Raw genomic sequence first — 20,586 nt, forward strand, 5'->3', positions numbered from 1 at the left:
TAGGCCGGATAAGCGCAGCGCCATCCGGCGTAATGCTTTATCCGCGATGCAGTTTGCGTGGGATAAGATTTGTGAGCAATACAGACTCACGGTTCCAGGCCGTGGGTCATGAGAGAGAATTCGGGTTATGTTGCAGTTCATTCTCCGACGTTTGGGACTCGTTATCCCGACGTTTATCGGTATTACCCTTCTCACCTTTGCCTTTGTCCACATGATCCCCGGCGATCCGGTGATGATCATGGCGGGTGAGCGAGGTATTTCCCCTGAGCGTCATGCTCAACTGCTGGCTGAACTCGGTCTTGATAAACCGATGTGGCAGCAGTACCTCCATTATATCTGGGGGGTGATGCATGGCGATTTAGGCATCTCGCTGAAAAGCCGAATCCCCGTGTGGGACGAGTTCGTGCCTCGCTTTAAAGCGACGCTGGAGCTTGGCGTCTGCGCCATGATTTTTGCCGTCGCCGTGGGGATTCCGGTGGGCGTGCTGGCCGCAGTGAAGCGCGGTTCTATCTTCGATCACACTGCCGTTGGCCTGGCGCTGACCGGTTACTCTATGCCTATCTTCTGGTGGGGCATGATGCTGATCATGCTGGTTTCCGTCCACTGGAACCTGACGCCGGTTTCCGGGCGCGTGAGCGATATGGTGTTCCTTGATGATACCAATCCGTTGACGGGCTTTATGCTGATCGACACCGCTATCTGGGGCGAAGAGGGTAACTTTATTGATGCGCTGGCGCATATGATCCTGCCTGCGATGGTGCTCGGCACAATCCCGCTGGCCGTCATTGTGCGTATGACCCGTTCGTCGATGCTGGAAGTGCTGGGGGAGGATTATATCCGTACCGCACGCGCCAAAGGGTTGACCAGGATGCGCGTCATTATCGTCCATGCTCTGCGTAACGCCATGCTGCCAGTCGTCACCGTGATCGGCCTGCAGGTCGGTACGCTGTTGGCGGGCGCGATTCTGACAGAAACTATCTTCTCGTGGCCCGGTCTGGGGCGCTGGCTGATCGATGCGCTGCAACGCCGCGATTATCCGGTAGTGCAGGGCGGCGTGTTACTGGTAGCGACGATGATTATTCTCGTCAACCTGCTGGTAGACCTGCTGTACGGCGTGGTGAACCCGCGTATTCGGCATAAGAAGTAAGGGGCCATCATGTCACAGGTTACTGAAAATAATGTTAATGCCGCACCGGCGCCCATGACGCCATTGCGGGAGTTCTGGCACTATTTCAAACGCAATAAAGGCGCGGTCGTCGGGCTGGCGTATGTTCTCATCGTGATCCTGATTGCGGTGTTTGCCAACTTTATTGCGCCGTACAACCCGGCAGAGCAGTTCCGTGATGCGCTGCTGGCGCCGCCGGTCTGGCAGGAAGGCGGCAGTTGGGCGCATATTCTGGGAACGGATGATGTTGGTCGCGATGTCCTCTCGCGCCTGATGTATGGCGCGCGTTTGTCACTGCTGGTCGGCTGTCTGGTGGTCGTCCTGTCGCTGGTAATGGGGATTATTCTCGGCCTGGTCGCGGGCTACTTCGGCGGTCTGGTCGATAACATCATCATGCGCGTGGTCGATATTATGCTGGCCCTGCCGAGCCTGCTGCTGGCGCTGGTGCTGGTGGCGATCTTCGGCCCCTCCATCGGCAACGCTGCGCTGGCGTTGACGTTTGTGGCGCTGCCGCACTATGTCCGCTTAACCCGCGCGGCGGTTCTGGTAGAGGTGAACCGCGATTATGTGACTGCCTCCCGCGTGGCGGGCGCAGGCGCGATGCGTCAGATGTTCGTCAATATTTTCCCGAACTGCCTTGCGCCGCTGATCGTTCAGGCGTCACTGGGCTTCTCTAACGCCATTCTCGATATGGCTGCCCTCGGCTTCCTGGGGATGGGCGCACAGCCGCCTACGCCGGAATGGGGCACCATGCTCTCTGACGTTCTGCAGTTCGCGCAAAGCGCCTGGTGGGTCGTGACCTTCCCGGGGCTGGCGATTCTGCTGACGGTACTGGCATTTAACCTGATGGGTGACGGTCTGCGTGACGCGCTCGATCCCAAACTGAAGCAGTAAGAGGTTCGAGATGGCGTTATTAAATGTAGATCAATTATCGGTGCACTTCGGCGACGAAGGGACACCGTTCAAAGCCGTCGACCGCATTAGCTACAGCGTGAAGCAGGGTGAGGTGGTCGGGATTGTCGGCGAGTCTGGTTCCGGCAAATCCGTCAGCTCGCTGGCGATTATGGGGCTTATCGATTACCCAGGCCGCGTGATGGCGGAAAACCTGCTCTTTAACGGACAGGATCTGAAGCGCATTTCCGAGAAGGAACGTCGCAACCTGGTGGGTGCTGAAGTGGCGATGATTTTCCAGGACCCGATGACCAGCCTCAATCCTTGCTATACCGTTGGCTTTCAGATTATGGAAGCCATCAAGGTACATCAGGGCGGGAACAAGAAAACCCGTCGTCAGCGAGCGATTGACCTGTTGAACCAGGTGGGTATTCCCGATCCGGCTTCTCGTCTGGATGTCTATCCGCACCAGCTTTCTGGCGGCATGAGTCAGCGCGTGATGATTGCGATGGCCATAGCCTGTCGACCAAAGCTGTTAATTGCTGATGAACCGACCACGGCGCTGGATGTGACCATTCAGGCGCAAATCATTGAGCTGCTGCTGGAGTTGCAGCAAAAAGAGAACATGGCGCTGGTGCTGATTACCCATGACCTGGCGCTGGTGGCGGAAGCGGCGCACAAAATTATCGTCATGTACGCCGGGCAGGTCGTCGAAACCGGCGCTGCGCAGGATATTTTCCGCGCGCCGCGTCATCCGTATACCCAGGCATTGCTACGTGCGTTACCAGAGTTTGCGCAAGATAAAGCGCGTCTGGCGTCGCTGCCGGGCGTGGTGCCGGGGAAATATGACCGACCGACGGGTTGTCTGCTTAACCCTCGCTGCCCCTACGCCACGGACAGATGTCGTGCGGAAGAACCTGCTCTCAACCAACTGGACGATGGACGTCAGTCAAAATGTCATTACCCACTCGATGATGCCGGGAGGCCCACACTATGAGTACGCATGAGGCCACCTTGCAACAGCCGCTGTTGCGGGCTATCGACCTGAAAAAACACTATCCGGTGAAGAAGGGGATCTTTTCTCCGGAACGGCTGGTAAAAGCGCTGGACGGCGTGTCGTTTAATCTCGAACGCGGTAAAACGCTGGCCGTAGTGGGGGAGTCCGGTTGTGGAAAATCCACACTGGGTCGCCTGCTGACGATGATTGAAACGCCAACCGGCGGAGAGCTTTATTACCAGGGGCAGGATCTGCTCAAACACGATCCGCACGCGCAGAAACTGCGGCGGCAGAAAATTCAGATTGTGTTTCAGAACCCCTACGGTTCCCTGAACCCACGCAAGAAAGTGGGGCAAATTCTGGAAGAGCCGTTGCTGATCAATACCAGCCTGAGTAAAGCGCAGCGTCGTGAAAAAGCGCTGGCGATGATGGCGAAAGTGGGTCTCAAAACGGAGCACTACGACCGCTATCCGCATATGTTCTCCGGCGGCCAGCGTCAGCGTATCGCTATCGCCCGCGGTCTGATGCTGGATCCGGACGTAGTGATTGCCGACGAACCGGTCTCCGCGCTCGACGTGTCGGTGCGCGCCCAGGTGCTGAACCTGATGATGGATTTGCAACAGGATATGGGGCTGTCTTATGTCTTTATCTCGCACGACCTGTCGGTGGTGGAACACATCGCCGATGAAGTGATGGTCATGTACTTAGGCCGCTGCGTGGAGAAAGGGACCAAAGAGCAGATTTTTAACAATCCACGTCATCCCTATACCCAGGCGTTGCTCTCCGCCACGCCGCGGCTGAATCCGGACGATCGCCGTGAGCGGATTAAGCTGACCGGCGAGTTGCCGAGCCCGCTGAACCCGCCGCCGGGCTGCGCCTTCAACGCCCGCTGCAGCCGTCGCTTCGGACCCTGTACGCAGTTACAGCCGCAGCTTAAAGAGTACGACGGCCAGTTGGTGGCCTGCTTTGCCGTCGATCAGGATGAAAACCCGCAGAAGCCGCTGAGTTAATTGCGTTTTATGCTGGATGGCGCCTGCGCCTTATCAAGCCTACACCGTACCTGTAGGCCTGGTAAGCGTAGCGCCACCGGGCATGGCTCTCCGGTACGACTTATTCAATCAATTTTAATAACGGCGACAGGCACAACAATATTCCATATAACAGAATAAGCCAGGTTTTCAGGCCGCGTAATTTTTCCAGTTGCGCTACTTTATAAATCAGGAAAAAGGGAATAATACACGCGACAATGCCATAAAGCGGACTGCCTAACTGGAAAAAGACCAATACTGAGACGCGAAACGAAACCCAGATAACCAGAGTCACCACGATAAAGACACAGATTCCAGATGTCAGTAACAGTGGGTTGACGTTTTTGACATCCATAATACGACTCAATACATTCAGTACAATACCTTTAAGCGCTTCGTGAAAACCTAAATAAATACCAAAGAACGCGGTAAGTACGGCAAAAATATTGAGGATGGTAGAGGTAATGTGGATGATATGGCCAGGGATTACCTGAGCTGCCAGTGCAAGGGCGGAAATATTCTGCTCGAACGCTGATACCGCCTCTTCATGGCTAATCGAAAAGGTAAACGAGAACGAGAAAAAGAGAATAATGGCAATCAGCGTAATATAGCTAATGCGATGCGTGCGAATCGCCATCCGGGTGGCCAGCACACGGTCAGGTTCGCGCTTACGATAGGCGATGTTCATTGGGTTTAGCACCTGAATGAAGACCGCAGAAAAGAAGCAAAATGGGATAGTGAGCAGTACGTCGCGAAAGAAAACCGATGCGGCGGGAAAGGCGGAAATATTATCAAGATTCCAGTGTGGGATCATCGCAAAACCGAATATCAGAATGATCCCGACTTTTACCACCACCATCGGGCCGGAAATTTTAAATAATAACTTTTCCCCGCCGGAGGCAATCGCCACCAGCACGGCGAAAATCGCGACTTTATAGATAATAGACTGCGAAAGATCGGCCTCAGTAAGGCCGAAGGTTTTGATATAGGAGGCGCTATCAAACACCACCGACAGGGAGTAAATAAACACCCCGTGGATAATCATAAGAAAATAGATTACACCGAGAAAAACGCCCCAGTTTTTGCCAAGATAGTGACTGATAATATCCGTATAATCGTCACAGGTTTCGCTTTCAGATAACGTTTTTAGATAAATATCCTGCACAATATAGGTAGCGGGATAGGCGATGATAAAAGCGGTAATAAATACCCAGATCCCCTTGAGACCGATTTGCACTGGCATTAAGACGGTACCGGCGCCGATTGCCATACCGATACACAAGAGCACCCAGCCAAAATCATATTTTGTAAACGGTAATCTCGTTGAAAGCGATGTGGTCGTAGCGTTACTGTTATTTAATGGTAATGTGTCGTCCTGCATAGAGCCCCCTGCCCAAAATATACGCAGCTCTCTCATAAAGAATGCTGCCTATAACCAGGCTATAGTGCCTTGATACCCGATGCGGCAAACCGGTGACAGCGGTTCGCCGAGCAATCGTCAGAATGCTGCTTTTCTGCTGGCGTGTTCAAGGTCATGAATAATATCGTCGGGATCTTCAGGTCCCGCTGAAAGACGGATAAGTTCGTCGGTAATACCTGCTTTTAGCCATTCCTCTGGCGCAACAGGCGAATATGTCATAGACGCAGGATGCTGAACGAGGGTTTCGGTATCACCGGGACTGGCCGCGAGGAGGCATAATTTACAGAATTGAGCGGCTGACTGCCAGCCTCAGAAATGCTGAATGTATTCTGGCAAATAAAAGTAATCGTCTGCGAAGCGTCACGCAGATTGCACGTTAGCGCCGTGCCGGGACGGGGATTTTGCCGTAATATCAGCAGCAAGCCGGGTTTACCCGGTGAGGCGCAATGTTGCGGGGGCTTGATCCCCGGCGGCATTGGTTGCTGGAAAGAGAAAACCCCCGCACGTTGACTGGTATAAACCTGGCAACCTGACGGGGGCTAACTTGAACCTCAACACATCAAGGATAGCCGCGAACGGTTGCCATTGCAACAAGGCGGCTATATGACGCTTACGCAGTTGGGCGTGGCCTTCTGGCACGATCTGGCAGCGCCGATCATTGCTGGCATTATCGCCAGTGTGATCGTCAACTGGCTACGTGACAGGAAGTAACGCGTTTTGAGCGTCTGTCCGCCGTAATGGCAACATGCGCCCGAACCAGGCCGCAGGGGAAACCTTGCGGCCTTTTTCGGTTTACTGCGGGTAAGGCACCCAGTCGCCGCCATTCAGACGAACGTAGGGCTTACCCTGGTACTGAATCACCACCGCATTAGCGTTTTCTGAAACCGGCGCGGTTTGCGGCAGATTGCTGGTCAGCTTGTTCCAGTTCACACTGTCTTCGGTAAAGAGCTTACCGTCCACGGCGCGTACGACCAGTTCGGAAATCGCCAGGTAGCTGCTCGGCTGATTAATATCAATCGGCGCGCCCTCATGCGGGGCTTTCATGCCAAAAAATTTCACGCCCGCCGGGACGTTGGTGATGGAGGGGCTGGGAATATCGCGCAGGCCTGAGATCTGCATTCTGTCGCCCTTCAGCGCGCCGCCGTGCTCCGGTACGACCACCACCATCACCTTACGCCCGGATTTCTCCAGTTCGGTAAAGAAAGCGTCCAGTTCATCGAACAGTTTCTGCGCGCGAATTTTATAATCCGCTGTTTTGCTGACGCCGGGGAAATGGTTGCCATCGTGCAGCGGCAGCAGGTTAAAGAAAGTCGCGGAGCGGGAATTGGCTTCACGTTCTTCCCCTGTCAACCAGCGGTTCAGGACCGCCAGATCGTCATATACCGGCGAGCCGTCGAATGACAGCAGGGCGGTTGGCAGGCCGGACTGGTTCATCAGTTCGCTCTGCATACCGCCGTTTTCGCGAACTTCTTTCAGGAAGCCGCCAAATTCACCGTTATGATCCATCATCAGATGCTGAGTAAAGCCCAGCTTCGCCAGATTATCAAACAGATAACATTCGTTATCGGCTGGTTGATAAAGTCGGGTATGCGATGGTTGACCACAGCTGGCGCGCAGCAGACGAATGGCCGCCGGGCCGCTGTAAGACGTACCGGAATTAAAGTGTTTAAACAAAATGTCAAAGTGCGACCATAGCGGATGTGACATCAAGCCTGCCGCTTCGACATCCGACCAGGAGAGCGAACAAATATTGATGACCAATAGGTCGAACGGCTGCGCATCAGGCGGAAGCTGCGCCGGGAACGTCGTTTTCCGCTTTTCTTCCGCGGCATAGAAGGTGTTCAACCAGGCGTTCAGATTCGCGGTCGTCGGCGGCGCGGTTTGCGCAGGCATATCGCCGATGATCGGCTTATCGCCCGCTGTCGCGACGGTAGCGGCCGCATTACCGCCAGTCGTCGTCACCGTATCGGTTGGCTGGCCTGCCGGCCACAGCGTAAAAACCGGGCCGGTTAATGTCAGGACATTCAGCCATACCATGATGGCGACCACAAACACCGTGACCCGAATCCACTGTGATAAAAAAAGCCAGGCAACCAGCAGTACGAAGATGGCGCCGATCATTTGCCAGTTAATAAAACGGGCGATCAGATCGAGCAGATAACCGGAGCTGAATTCCGCCACCTGCGTCCCCTGGCTCATAATGCTTTGCGGGCCGGGCAGCCAGGTATCGTGCCAGAACAGCGCGAAGCCGACGGGAATGGCAATCCAGTGGCGCAACCGGTGAAGGCGATACTTTGGTATTGGCATGAGCAGAAACGCCATGAATACCAAATTCAGTAAAGGATGAAAATTCAGATAGCCTGCCCACAGCAGGCCAAACTTGACCAGAAAATAGAAGTTCCAGCCGGAAAGACCGCGCCAGTACTGCCAGAGCGGAGAAGGCATTGATGGAGTTTGAGTATGCTGAGTCATTTTTTGTCTGCCTTGACTTTCGTAGCGCGGCGCAGAGTTCCGGCTGGTTTTACATAACGAGGTTTGGCAAATAGCAGCCGGGTCGTATCACTGATACGGCGTAGCGAATGACGCGCCAGATACCCCAGCGGAAAGAAAATCAGCGCGCAAAAAAGAATAATTTGCACGATATCGCTGATGGTCATCATGATGCACGCTCCGCGGTGTCGTCGAGCAGTCGCAGGGGTTCAGGAATACGACGCCAGATGCGGCCATCGTGTTCGGCGTTTATTACCGGGTCGGCGCGTTTTGCCAGCGGTAGCGGCGTTCCCCACAGTTCCGGCGACAATAAGCGCATCTGCACCAGCTCGGCGCTGATTTGTTTATCTTCGAACCAGACCATACGATTAGAGAAAATATCGCCCGTCGGCAAAGGGAAAATATGGTTTAACGCGGTATCCAGATCGTTGACCCGGCAGAATGATAAAAACAGCACCAGACGGTTGCCGCCGATGGTCATAATATCGCCGGTTCGGTTTGGTCGACATAATGTCAACGCCTGCTCAACCCGAATGCCCGGCACCGGGCGCAGCGCGACCAGAACGCCTTTCCCGTCGGCGGGGAGCAGGGTGTTGCTCATCATCGTATGGATGGCATCGCAGAAGGTATCCCACGGCTGAAAACCGCGCAGTTTCAACGGCTGCGTCATCGACAATAGCGTGGTGATGTCTTCCGGTACGTAACGGCTGAACTGCTGCCCCTGCACGCTTTCAATAAGCGTCAGGCAGCGTGAAAGCGGGGCGTTCCAGGGAATGATCATATTCGCGCCGCAGCCCAGCAGCAGGCGCTCATCGGTGGCGCGCAAACTGGCGATATTTTCGCGCACGACAATTTTCAGCGCGCTTCCCCGCTGGCGCCGCAAAGTATGAATGCGACGAGCAAGCGGCTCGATTTGGTTGTTCTGTGTAAGCGAAAAAATAATTGTCGCGGCCTGCGCCGTGCGCGCGTCGTTGAATAGCGCTTCGTTATTGTCGAAAAGCGTCCAGTGTTCCGAGAGCGGCGGCGCGCCTTCAAGGACGGCGACGTGGCTAAGAATGCGTTTTTCGTCGCTACGCGGCTGAATTGCCGTCTCCTCCTGATGGGATAGCGTCCAGCGTTCGTCCTGCTGACACAGCAATAACTGCTGTCGGGCGCTGACGCCTTTTTCGTTACACCAGAAGGCAATATCGAACAAATGTTGGTCGCCCTGAAAACGTAAACTGGCGAGGCCGAAAAGTGAGCGATACTCGCCCATCAACAACGAGGACTGTTTATCGCTATTATTACAAGGGTTAATAACCAACAATGAACAGCGATGAAAGCGAGTCCATTTATTCATTTTTTCCAGCCATTTATGCAGGCTTTCTGACGTTATATTCCGCCACGTGTTATTTGCACAAATAAGAATGAAAAAGTAATGCGTCGGGTTAACAGAACAAAGCAAATCGTGGGGCAAAGAGTATAGCCCTTTTTCTGAATCCGGCATGGTAAATAAGCGGATTTTCTCCGGACCGTGAGATTCATCTAATTTGATTACTTTGCCAGGATCGCCTTCCATGCCGATGACGGCGACATTTGCATTCTCCGTTTGTGACGCAATCGTTTGATTCACCAGGCTGATGGCATCTTGCTGGCGATCGGCGTTAACCCACCAGACGCCGCCGGTTGGCATATGGCGCAGTTCATCCCATAATGATGAGATGCCGAGAGAAAATACGGGGTCCACAGTGTCCCTCATGTCACTATTTTAACTGTTTATCAGTTTACTAGCGAAAGCACAGAAATAAACCTAACATTGAAATTAAAACGCATCAGATTTAGCATGTGAATCAATTTGCCCGGCAGGATGCCCTGTAACTCTGCGCTTTGCATTTTTACACATTATAAATGATGTCACGGAAAGATGAAAAATGCGCGTTCTCCCGTATTGACGACGGGGCGTAATGCTGCCAGTGAGAAATATTTAAAAAGGAGCAACCAGAATGTATAACAATGAACCTGGCGCTCAGTCCGATCCAACGTTGGGCTACACTTTTCAAAATGATTTTCTGGCATTAAGCCAGGCGTTTTCACTACCCGAAATAGATTACACCGATATTTCCCAACGTGAACAGTTGGCGGCGGCGATTAAAAGATGGCCACTCCTGGCTGAATTTGCGCAACCACATTCATTAAGGAAGCCATGAATGGCGATTCTGGGACTGCAGGGCGTGCGCGGCGGGGTGGGAACCACATCTCTCACCGCAGCACTCGCCTGGGCGTTACAAATCTTAGGGGAAAATGTCCTGGTGATTGACGCCAGCCCCGATAACCTGCTGCGCATGTCGTTTAACGTCGACTTTGTCCATCAGGGCGGTTGGGCGCGATCGTTGCTGGACGGCCAGGACTGGCGCGATGCCGGGTTACGTTATACCTCGCAGCTTGATCTACTGCCGTTTGGACAGCTCACCGCGCAAGAGCGGGAAAATCCGCAGGCCTGGCAGGAGACGCTGGGAGAGATCGGATCGGCTATCCAGGCGCTGAAAGCGAGCGGGCGTTATAGCTGGATTTTACTGGACTTGCCCTACGGCGCGTCACCGCTGACACGGCAGCTGGTGAGCCTCTGCGACCATACGCTGGCGATAGCCCGAGTTGACGCTAACTGCCATATTCGCCTTCATCAGCAGGCGTTGCCTGCCGGAGCGCATATTCTGATCAATGACTTACGCATTGGCAGTCAGTTACAGGACGATCTGTACCAGGTCTGGCTGCAAAGCCAGCGCCGGTTGCTGCCTATTGTGATCCATCGCGATGAGGCGATGGCGGAGTGTATGGCGTCGAAACAGCCGTTAGGCGAATATCGCAGCGATTCGTTAGCTGCCGAAGAGGTGTTAACGCTGGCGAACTGGTGCCTGCTGCATGATGCGGGCGACAAAACGTCCGCCGGGAGCCTGCGATGAGCGCCCTTTCCCGGTGGCTGCTTATCCCGCCGGTTAGCGCGCGTTTGAGCGAGCGCTATCAGGGTTACCGCCGCCACGGCGCGTCGCCGTTTAGCGCAGCGCTCGGCTGCCTGTGGATGATTCTGGCGTGGATAGTGTTTCCGCTTGAGCATCCGCGCTGGCAGCGTATTCGCGACGGGCATAAAGCGCTTTATCCGCATATTAACGCCGCCCGCCCGCGCCCGCTGGACCCGGCCCGTTACCTCATTCAGACCCTCTGGCTGGTGATGATCTCGTCGACTAAAGAACGTCATGAACCGCGCTGGCGGTCATTTGCGCGCCTGAAGGACGTTCGTGGACGTTACCATCAATGGATGGATACCTTACCGGAACGGGTGCGCCAAAAGACAACGCATCTGGAAAAGGAAAAAGAGCTGGGACATCTTAGCAACGGCGCCCGGCGTTTTATTCTGGGCGTTATCGTGACCTTTTCACTGATACTGGCGCTGATCTGTATTACGCAGCCATTTAACCCGCTATCGCAATTTATCTTTCTGCTGTTGCTGTGGGGCGTTGCGCTGTTGGTACGACGTATGCCGGGACGCTTTTCCGCGCTGATGCTCATCGTGCTGTCGCTAACGGTCTCCTGTCGTTATATCTGGTGGCGCTATACCTCGACGCTAAATTGGGACGACCCGGTCAGTCTGGTGTGCGGGCTGATTCTGCTGTTTGCGGAAACCTACGCCTGGATTGTGCTTGTGCTGGGGTACTTCCAGGTGGTGTGGCCGTTAAATCGTCAACCGGTGCCGTTGCCGAAAGAAATGTCGCAGTGGCCGACGGTGGATATTTTTGTACCGACCTATAACGAAGACCTTAATGTGGTCAAAAATACCATTTACGCTTCGCTTGGCATTGACTGGCCGAAGGACAAGCTGAATATCTGGATCCTTGATGACGGCGGGCGTGAATCATTTCGTCATTTTGCCCGACATGTTGGCGTGCATTACATTGCCCGCACCACGCATGAACACGCCAAAGCCGGCAACATCAACAATGCGCTAAAACACGCGAAAGGCGAGTTTGTGGCGATCTTCGATTGCGACCATGTGCCGACACGCTCGTTTCTGCAAATGACAATGGGCTGGTTCCTGAAAGAAAAACAGCTGGCGATGATGCAGACGCCGCATCATTTCTTCTCCCCGGACCCGTTTGAGCGCAACCTGGGACGTTTTCGTAAAACGCCTAACGAAGGCACGCTGTTTTACGGACTGGTGCAGGACGGTAACGATATGTGGGACGCCACTTTCTTTTGCGGATCGTGCGCGGTGATTCGCCGTAAGCCGCTGGATGAGATTGGCGGTATCGCCGTTGAGACGGTGACGGAAGATGCGCATACTTCGCTCCGGCTGCACCGGCGAGGTTATACCTCAGCGTATATGCGCATTCCGCAGGCGGCGGGGCTGGCGACGGAAAGCCTGTCGGCGCATATCGGGCAGCGTATTCGTTGGGCGCGGGGCATGGTGCAAATTTTCCGCCTCGATAACCCTCTGTTTGGTAAAGGCTTAAAACTGGCGCAGCGGCTGTGCTACCTCAACGCGATGTTCCATTTCTTGTCCGGCATTCCGCGCCTGATCTTTCTGACCGCGCCGCTGGCTTTTCTGCTGCTGCACGCCTATATCATTTATGCGCCTGCGTTGATGATTGCGCTATTTGTGATACCGCACATGGTCCACGCCAGCCTGACTAACTCGAAGATTCAGGGCAAGTATCGTCACTCTTTCTGGAGTGAAATCTATGAAACGGTACTGGCATGGTATATCGCACCGCCGACTCTGGTCGCGTTGATCAATCCGCACAAAGGGAAATTTAACGTCACGGCGAAAGGCGGGCTGGTGGAAGAGAAGTACGTCGACTGGGTAATCTCGCGTCCGTATATCTTCCTTGTCTTGCTTAACCTGCTCGGCGTGGCGGCGGGCGTATGGCGATACTATTACGGGCCGGAAAATGAAACGCTGACCGTCATCGTTAGCCTGGTGTGGGTCTTCTATAACCTGGTCATTCTCGGCGGCGCGGTTGCGGTTTCGGTAGAGAGTAAACAGGTCAGGCGCGCGCATCGGGTCGAGATTGCCATGCCGGGGGCCATCGCCCGCGAAGATGGACATTTGTTCTCCTGTACCGTACATGACTTCTCCGACGGCGGGTTAGGCATCAAGATCAACGGTCAGGCGCAGGTGCTGGAAGGGCAGAAAGTGAATCTGTTGCTTAAACGCGGGCAGCAGGAATATGTCTTTCCAACGCAGGTGGTGCGCGTAACGGGCAATGAGGTCGGACTACAACTGATGCCGCTCACCACCAAACAACATATTGATTTTGTGCAGTGTACCTTCGCGCGCGCCGATACGTGGGCGCTTTGGCAAGATAGCTTCCCGGAAGATAAACCGCTGGAAAGCTTGCTGGATATTCTGAAGCTGGGCTTCCGCGGATATCGCCACCTCGCGGAATTCGCGCCGCCTTCAGTAAAAGTAATTTTCCGATCGTTGACGGCGTTAATTGCCTGGATTGTATCGTTTATTCCGCGTCGCCCGGAGCGGCAAGCGGCGATACAGCCGTCGGATCGGGTTATGGCTCAGGCTCAACAATGATGATAATGCGATGAAAAGAAAATTGTCCTGGATTTGTGCGGCGGTAATAGGATTAAGCGCGTTTCCTGCTTTCATGACGGCGGCGGCGCCTGCTACGCCGCCATTGATAAATGCTGAACCCACCGAGCCTGCGCCGTCGCCCGCAACTGAGGCGCCCGTCGTGGCGCAGACCGCGCCTTCGCGCGAGGTCAAGCTGACCTTTGCGCAAATCGCGCCGCCGCCGGGCAGCATGGCGCTGCGTGGCGTTAACCCTAACGGCGGCATTGAATTTGGTATGCGCAGCGATGAAGTGGCGTCGAAAGCGGTGCTGAATCTGGAATATACGCCCTCGCCGTCGCTCCTGCCGGTTCAGTCGCAGCTCAAGGTTTATCTCAATGATGAACTGATGGGCGTACTGCCGGTGACAAAAGAGCAGTTGGGGAAAAAGACGCTGGCGCAGGTACCTATCAATCCGCTATTTATCACCGACTTTAACCGGGTGCGGCTGGAGTTTGTCGGCCACTATCGCGACGTGTGTGAAAACCCGGCCAGCAGTACTCTGTGGTTAGACATCGGGCGAAATAGCGCCCTGGATCTGACCTATAACATGCTGCCGGTGAATAACGATCTGTCCCACTTCCCGGTGCCGTTTTTCGATCCGCGGGATAACCGTCCGGTGACGTTGCCGATAGTGTTTGCTGACATGCCGGATCTGGCGCAGCAGCAGGCGGCTTCTATTGTCGCGTCCTGGTTTGGCTCGCGGGCGGGCTGGCGCGGTCAGCGCTTCCCGGTGTTGTATAATCACCTGCCGGATCGCAATGCGATCGTGTTCGCCACCAACGATCGACGCCCCGATTTCTTGCGCGATCATCCTGCGGTTAACGCGCCGGTTATCGAGATGATGAGCCATCCGGATAATCCGTATGTGAAGTTGCTGGTTGTGTTTGGTCGAGATGATAAAGACCTGTTGCAGGCGGCAAAAGGTATCGCGCAAGGGAATATTCTCTTCCGTGGTTCCAGCGTGGTGGTCAACGATGTAAAACCGCTGCTGGCGCGCAAACCGTATGATGCGCCGAACTGGGTGCGTACCGATCGCCCGGTCACTTTTGGCGAGCTGAAAACCTATGAAGAGCAGCTCCAGTCGAGTGGGCTGGAGCCGGCGCCCATCAACGTTTCTTTGAATCTGCCGCCGGATCTCTATTTGCTGCGTAGCAACGGTATTGATATGGATCTCAACTACCGTTATACCTCGCCGCCGACCAAAGACAGTTCACGGCTGGATATCAGTCTGAATAACCAGTTCCTGCAAGCCTTTAGCCTTAACAGCACGCAGGAAACTAATCGACTCCTGTTGCGCTTGCCGGTACTTCAGGGACTGCTGGATGGTAAAACGGATGTGTCTATTCCGGCGCTCAAACTGGGGGCGATGAACCAACTACGTTTTGACTTCCGCTACATGAATCCGATGCCGGGCGGGTCGGTGGACAACTGTATTACCTTCCAGCCGGTACCGAATCATGTGGTGATAGGGGATGACTCCACTATCGATTTTTCGAAATATTACCACTTTATCGCGATGCCGGATTTACGCGCGTTCGCCAATGCGGGTTTCCCGTTCAGCCGGATGGCCGACTTGTCTGACACGCTGGCGGTGATGCCGAAGACTCCAACCGAAGCACAAATGGAAACGCTGCTGAATACGGTCGGCGCCATTGGCGGGCAGACCGGTTTCCCGGCAATTAATCTGACCATCACCGATGATAGCGCTCAGATAGCCGACAAAGACGCCGATCTGCTGATTATTGGCGCTATTCCGGGCAAGCTAAAAGACGATAAGCGTATCGATCTGTTGGTACAGGCGACACAAAGCTGGGTAAAAACCCCGATGCGGCAGACCGCTTTCCCGTCGATTATGCCGGATGAGGCCGATCGCGCGGCGGATGCGCAGTCCACCGTCACCGCCAGCGGCCCGATGGCGGCGGTGGTGGGCTTCCAGTCGCCGTTTAACGATCAGCGCAGCGTGATTGCTCTGCTGGCTGACAGCCCGCGCGGTTACCAGCTACTGAACGACGCCGTGAACGACAGCGGTAAACGCGCCGCGATGTTTGGTTCCGTGGCGGTGATCCGCGAGTCCGGCGTTCACAGTCTGCGCGTTGGCGATATCTATTACGTCGGACATCTGCCGTGGTTTGAGCGGCTGTGGTATGCGCTGGCGAATCACCCGGTGCTGCTGGCGGTACTGGCGGCCCTCAGTGTGGTATTACTGGCGTGGGTATTGTGGCGTCTGCTACGTATTCTCAGTCGCCGTCGTCTCGACCCTGACCATGAGTAACGCATGATGACTATGCTGCGCGGGTGGATAACGATGTTCGTCATGCTGACGGCAATAAATGCGCAGGCAGCCTGTAGCTGGCCTGCGTGGGAACAGTTCAAGAAAGATTACATTAGCCAGCAGGGACGCGTTATCGATCCGGGCGATGCGCGAAAAATTACCACCTCCGAAGGGCAGAGCTACGCCATGTTCTTTGCCCTGGCGGCGAACGATCGACCGGCGTTCGCGCAACTGTTTAACTGGACGCAAAACAATCTGGCGCAGGGATCGCTGCGTGAACATCTGCCCGCCTGGCTGTGGGGACAAAAAGATCCCGACACCTGGTCGGTGCTGGACAGCAACTCCGCGTCCGACGGCGATATCTGGATGGCATGGTCGCTGCTGGAGGCCGGTCGCCTGTGGAAAGAGACGCGTTATACCGAGGTGGGCACGGCGTTGCTAAAACGCATCGCCCGCGAAGAGGTCGTGAATGTGCCGGGGCTGGGCTCAATGCTGCTACCTGGCAAAATCGGCTTTGCCGAGGCGAATAGCTGGCGTTTTAACCCAAGCTATCTGCCGCCGCAGTTGGCGCAATACTTTAGCCGTTTTGGCGCGCCGTGGTCGACGCTACGGGAAACCAATTTGCGGCTTTTGCTGGAAACCGCGCCGAAAGGTTTCTCGCCGGACTGGGTGCGTTATGAAAGCAAGCAAGGCTGGCAGTTGAAAGCGGAAAAGACGCTGATCAGTAGCTACGATGCGATTCGCGTCTATTTATGGGCGGGAATGATGCATGATGGCGATCCGCAAAAAGCGCGTTTACTGGCGCGATTTAAACCGATGGCGACGTTAACGATGAAAAACGGCGTTCCACCGGAGAAAGTGGATGTCGTCAGCGGGAATGCGCAAGGGACGGGGCCGGTCGGGTTTTCCGCCGCTTTACTGCCTTTCCTGCAAAATCGCGACGCCCAGGCCGTGCAGCGACAGCGGGTCGCAGACCATTTTCCTGGCAGCGATGCCTATTACAACTATGTGCTGACTCTCTTTGGACAAGGCTGGGATCAGCACCGTTTTCGCTTCACCGTCAAAGGTGAATTATTACCTGACTGGGGCCAGGAATGCGTAAGTTCACGTTAAGTCTCATGCACGCTTTTTTGCCGGCTGGCGGTCGAAACGCCTTACCTGGCAAAAGGGGCGTTTCTCGGGCATTGTTGGGTTTATCGCTTGGTATGGCGCTAACACCGCTTGCCGGCGCAGCGACCTCCGCGCAGCAACAGTTGCTGGAGCAGGTTCGGCTGGGCGAGGCCACGCACCGTGAGGACTTAGTCCGTCAGTCGCTCTATCGCCTGGAGCTGATCGACCCCAATGATCCACAGGTTATCGCCGCCCGTTTCCGCTATCTGTTGCGCCAGGGGGATAGCGACGGGGCGCAGAAGCTACTTGACCGGCTGGCGCAACTGGCGCCGGAGTCGACGGCGTATCAATCTTCCCGCACCGCGATGCTGCTCTCCACGCCGCAAGGACGCCAGTCTTTGCAGGAGGCGCGTTTACTGGCGACGACCGGCCATACTGAACAAGCGATCGCCAGCTACGACAAGCTGTTTAAAGGTTATCCGCCGGAGGGCGAACTGGCGGTCGAATACTGGACGACCGTGGCGAAATTGCCCGCCCGCCGTCACGAAGCGATTAACCAGCTACAGAAAATCAATGCCGTCAGTCCGGGTAATAACGCTCTGCAAAATGCGCTGGCGCAACTGTTGTTCGCCAGCGGGCGGCGCGATGAGGGATTCGCGGTGCTAAAACAGATGGCGAAATCCAGTACGGGACGCAGCGCGGCCTCCGCCATCTGGTACCAGCAGATAAAAGATCTCCCGGTGAGCGACGCCAGCGTAAAAGCGTTGCAAGACTATCTGACGCAGTTTAGCGAAGGCGATAGCGTGTCTGCCGCCCGCGCCCAGCTTAGCGAGCAGCAAAAACAGTTAGCCGATCCGGCGTTCCGCGCGCGCTCGCAGGGCATCGCGGCGGTTAATGCCGGAGAAGGCGGCAACGCCATTGCGCAATTGCAGCAGGCGGTGAGCGCCCGGCAGGACGACAGCGAGGCGGTCGGCGCGCTGGGGCAGGCATACTCACAGCGTGGCGATCGCGCCCGCGCCGTCGCGCAGTTTGAAAAGGCGCTAGCGATGGAGCCGCACAGCAGCAGCCGCGATAAGTGGGAGAGTCTGCTGAAGGTCAATCGCTACTGGCTGTTAATTCAGCAGGGCGACGCGGCCTTAAAAGCGAATAATCTGGCCCAGGCGGAGCGTTTCTATCAGCAGGCGCGAGCAGTGGATAACACCGACAGCTACGCGGTACTGGGGCTGGGGGATGTGGCGATGGCGCGCAAAGATAATGCCGCCGCCGAACGTTATTATCAGCAGACGCTGCGTATGGATAGCGGTAATACCAATGCTGTACGCGGGCTGGCGAATCTTTATCGCCAGCAGTCGCCGCAAAAAGCCGCCGCGTTTATCGCTTCTCTTTCCGCCAGTCAGCGGCGCAGTATCGACGATATCGAACGCAGTCTGGAAAATGACCGTCTGGCGCAGCAGGCGGAAACGCTGGAAAGCGAGGGCAAATGGGCGCAGGCCGCAGAACTGCACCGTCGCCGGCTGGCATTAGATCCGGGGAGCGTGTGGGTGACGTACCGACTGTCACGCGATCTGTGGCAGGCCGGGCAGCACGCCCAAGCCGATGCGCAAATGCGCTCTCTGGCGCAGCAGAAGCCAAACGATCCGGAACAGGTCTATGCTTATGGGCTTTATCTTTCCGGCAGCGATCGGGACCGGGCGGCGCTGGCGCATCTCAATACCCTACCGACCAGCCAGTGGAACAGCAATATTCAGGAACTGGCGGGCCGATTGCAAAGTAACCAGGTGCTGGAAAGCGCTAACCGCTTGCGCGATAGCGGCAAAGAACGCGAAGCGGAAGCGTTGTTACGTCAGCAGCCGCCCTCTACGCGCATTGCGTTAACGTTGGCAGACTGGGCGCAGCAGCGTGGCGATAATGCGGCGGCCCGCGCCGCTTATGACGCCGTTCTGGCGCGGGAACCGGGTAATGTCGATGCCATGCTGGGGCGGGTGGAAATCGACATCGCACAGGGCGATAACGCTGCGGCGCGCGCTCAACTGGCGGCGTTGCCTGCGTCGCAAATCACCTCTCTTAACATGCAGCGCCGCGTCGCGCTGGCGCAGCTCCAGCTTGGCGATATCACGGCGGCGGCGCGGATCTTTAACCGCATTACGCCGCAGGCAAAAGCACAGCCGCCATCAATGGAAAGCGCGATGATATTGCGTGACGCCGCCGCTTTTCAGGCGCAAACGGGCGAGCCGCAGCGGGCGCTGGAGACCTACAAAGACGCAATGGTCGCCGCGGCGATTACGCCGGTTCGTCCCCAGGATAACGATACCTTTACCCGCCTGACGCGCAATGATGAAAAAGATGACTGGCTAAAACGCGGCGTGCGTAGCGATGCGGCGGAGTTGTACCGTCAGCAGGATCTCAATGTCACGTTGGCGCACGATTATTGGGGGTCGAGCGGGACTGGCGGTTACTCCGATCTGAAGGCGCATACCACGATGCTTCAGGTGGATGCGCCCTGGTCGGACGGACGGGCGTTCTTTCGTACTGATATGGTGAATATGGATGTTGGCCGTTTCTCTACGGATGCGGACGGAAAATACGATAATAACTGGGGTACCTGTACGCTGGAGAAATGCAGCGGACATCGTAGCCAGGCCGATACGGGCGCGAGCGTGGCGGTCGGCTGGCAGAATGAGACCTGGCGCTGGGATATCGGCACGACGCCGATGGGCTTTAATGTCGTTGATGTGGTCGGCGGCGTCAGCTATAGCGACGATATCGGGCCGTTGGGTTATACCCTGAACGCGCATCGTCGCCCGATCTCCAGCTCGCTGCTGGCGTTTGGCGGACAAAAGGACGCCAGCAGCAATACCGGCACCAAATGGGGCGGCGTGCGGGCCAACGGCGGCGGCGTCAGTCTCAGCTATGATAAAGGCGAAGCAAACGGTGTCTGGGCGTCGCTCAGCGGCGACCAGTTGAGCGGTAAAAATGTGGAAGATAACTGGCGCGTGCGCTGGATGACCGGTTATTACTATAAGGTGATTAACGAGAATAACCGCCGCGTTACCGTCGGGCTGAATAACATGATCTGGCATTACGACAAAGATTTGAGCGGTTATTCACTGGGTCAGGGCGGTTATTATAGCCCGCAGGAATACCTGTCGTTTGCGGTGCCGGTGATGTGGCGGCAGCGTACGGAAAACTGGTCGTGGGAGCTAGGCGGCTCGGTATCCTGGTCGCACTCCCGCACCCGTACCATGCCGCGTTATCCGCTGATGAATTTGATTCCGGCGGATTATCAGGAGGATGCGCGTGACCAGACCAACGGCGGCGGCAGCAGCCAGGGATTTGGCTATACCGCGCGGGCGCTCATTGAACGCCGTGTTACTGCCAACTGGTTTGTGGGTACGGCTGTCGATATTCAGCAGGCGAAAGATTATACCCCCAGTCATCTGCTGCTGTATGTCCGTTATTCCGCGGCGGGCTGGCAGGGGGATATGGATTTACCGCCGCAGCCTCTGGTGCCTTACGCTGACTGGTAATCATTGCGTCAGGCCTACGAATTGACAGGCGTCGTAGGCCTGAGAAGCGCAGCGCCATCAGACGCTATCATTAACCGTTATTCAGAA

At 55.8% G+C, this 20,586-nt stretch carries 15 protein-coding genes and 1 pseudogene; 11 read left to right on the forward strand and 5 right to left on the reverse strand.

The genetic code is table 11. The features are described from left to right. Positions 1 to 127 precede the first annotated feature (127 nt). From dppB to dppF, 4 genes are read left to right on the forward strand one after another with little or no spacing between them, the layout of a single operon-like run. Positions 128 to 1,147 carry a dipeptide ABC transporter permease DppB gene (gene dppB / locus ACLJTG_RS13485; RefSeq protein ID WP_000938843.1) on the forward strand — a complete coding sequence of 340 codons (1,020 nt, stop codon included), beginning with the start codon at positions 128 to 130 and terminating at the stop codon, positions 1,145 to 1,147. Between the two features lie 9 nt (positions 1,148 to 1,156). Continuing rightward, on the forward strand, positions 1,157 to 2,059 hold the full coding sequence (gene dppC / locus ACLJTG_RS13490; RefSeq protein ID WP_000084690.1) for a dipeptide ABC transporter permease DppC: 903 nt from the start codon (positions 1,157 to 1,159) through the stop codon (positions 2,057 to 2,059). A 10-nt stretch (positions 2,060 to 2,069) separates the two neighbouring features. Beyond that, positions 2,070 to 3,053, forward strand: coding sequence for a dipeptide ABC transporter ATP-binding protein (dppD, locus tag ACLJTG_RS13495; protein WP_001196509.1), 984 nt, complete (start codon positions 2,070 to 2,072; stop codon positions 3,051 to 3,053). Continuing rightward, positions 3,050 to 4,063, forward strand: a complete 1,014-nt coding sequence (gene dppF, locus ACLJTG_RS13500) for a dipeptide ABC transporter ATP-binding subunit DppF (protein WP_000103563.1) — start codon at positions 3,050 to 3,052, stop codon at positions 4,061 to 4,063. Before dppD ends, dppF begins: the two co-directional genes overlap by 4 nt. 100 nt (positions 4,064 to 4,163) lie before the next feature. Here the strand turns inward: dppF and ACLJTG_RS13505 are convergent, their stop codons facing one another. Together ACLJTG_RS13505 and ACLJTG_RS13510 are read right to left on the reverse strand one after the other, a co-directional pair. Next, the gene (locus ACLJTG_RS13505) at positions 4,164 to 5,462 is read right to left on the reverse strand and encodes an aromatic amino acid transport family protein (protein WP_079951230.1); all 1,299 of its coding nucleotides are present in this window, start codon (positions 5,460 to 5,462) and stop codon (positions 4,164 to 4,166) included. Positions 5,463 to 5,579: 117 nt separating this feature from the next. After that, positions 5,580 to 5,732, reverse strand: a pseudogene (locus ACLJTG_RS13510) (PLP-dependent transferase); the annotation flags it as partial. Positions 5,733 to 6,104: 372 nt separating this feature from the next. Between ACLJTG_RS13510 and ACLJTG_RS13515 the strand changes: the two are divergent. Further along, positions 6,105 to 6,212 (forward strand): type I toxin-antitoxin system toxin Ldr family protein, encoded by a 108-nt coding sequence (locus ACLJTG_RS13515; protein ID WP_001537650.1) that lies wholly within the window; start codon positions 6,105 to 6,107, stop codon positions 6,210 to 6,212. An 81-nt stretch (positions 6,213 to 6,293) separates the two neighbouring features. Here ACLJTG_RS13515 and bcsG read toward each other — a convergent pair whose 3' ends face one another. The 3 genes from bcsG to bcsE are packed head-to-tail and all read right to left on the reverse strand — an operon-like array spanning position 6,294 to position 9,729. Beyond that, positions 6,294 to 7,973, reverse strand: a complete 1,680-nt coding sequence (bcsG, locus tag ACLJTG_RS13520; protein WP_410959004.1) for a cellulose biosynthesis protein BcsG — start codon at positions 7,971 to 7,973, stop codon at positions 6,294 to 6,296. Then, a complete protein-coding gene (bcsF, locus tag ACLJTG_RS13525) occupies positions 7,970 to 8,161 on the reverse strand; it encodes a cellulose biosynthesis protein BcsF (protein WP_000988321.1) in 192 nt (63 codons plus the stop codon). The genes bcsG and bcsF overlap by 4 nt, the downstream gene beginning before the upstream one ends. Beyond that, on the reverse strand, positions 8,158 to 9,729 hold the full coding sequence (gene bcsE / locus ACLJTG_RS13530) for a cellulose biosynthesis c-di-GMP-binding protein BcsE (RefSeq protein WP_001205774.1): 1,572 nt from the start codon (positions 9,727 to 9,729) through the stop codon (positions 8,158 to 8,160). Before bcsE ends, bcsF begins: the two co-directional genes overlap by 4 nt. A gap of 244 nt (positions 9,730 to 9,973) precedes the next feature. Here bcsE and bcsR point away from each other — a divergent pair, with 244 nt between their 5' ends. The 6 genes from bcsR to bcsC are packed head-to-tail and all read left to right on the forward strand — an operon-like array spanning position 9,974 to position 20,499. Beyond that, entirely contained in the window at positions 9,974 to 10,177 is a 204-nt protein-coding gene (gene bcsR / locus ACLJTG_RS13535) for a cellulose biosynthesis protein BcsR (RefSeq protein WP_000282616.1), read from the forward strand. Continuing rightward, on the forward strand, positions 10,178 to 10,930 hold the full coding sequence (bcsQ, locus tag ACLJTG_RS13540; RefSeq protein ID WP_000996122.1) for a cellulose biosynthesis protein BcsQ: 753 nt from the start codon (positions 10,178 to 10,180) through the stop codon (positions 10,928 to 10,930). Continuing rightward, the gene (gene bcsA, locus ACLJTG_RS13545; protein WP_001275330.1) at positions 10,927 to 13,551 is read left to right on the forward strand and encodes a UDP-forming cellulose synthase catalytic subunit; all 2,625 of its coding nucleotides are present in this window, start codon (positions 10,927 to 10,929) and stop codon (positions 13,549 to 13,551) included. Before bcsQ ends, bcsA begins: the two co-directional genes overlap by 4 nt. A gap of 10 nt (positions 13,552 to 13,561) precedes the next feature. After that, a complete protein-coding gene (bcsB, locus tag ACLJTG_RS13550) occupies positions 13,562 to 15,862 on the forward strand; it encodes a cellulose biosynthesis cyclic di-GMP-binding regulatory protein BcsB (RefSeq protein ID WP_023237415.1) in 2,301 nt (766 codons plus the stop codon). 3 nt (positions 15,863 to 15,865) lie between these two features. Beyond that, positions 15,866 to 16,975, forward strand: coding sequence for a cellulose synthase complex periplasmic endoglucanase BcsZ (bcsZ, locus tag ACLJTG_RS13555; protein ID WP_017465356.1), 1,110 nt, complete (start codon positions 15,866 to 15,868; stop codon positions 16,973 to 16,975). Next, a complete protein-coding gene (bcsC, locus tag ACLJTG_RS13560; protein WP_079951231.1) occupies positions 16,957 to 20,499 on the forward strand; it encodes a cellulose synthase complex outer membrane protein BcsC in 3,543 nt (1,180 codons plus the stop codon). Before bcsZ ends, bcsC begins: the two co-directional genes overlap by 19 nt. The last annotated feature ends 87 nt before the right edge of the window (positions 20,500 to 20,586 follow it).

This window comes from Salmonella sp. SAL00672, from assembly GCF_046552175.1.
Classification (GTDB): Bacteria; Pseudomonadota; Gammaproteobacteria; order Enterobacterales; family Enterobacteriaceae; genus Salmonella; species Salmonella enterica.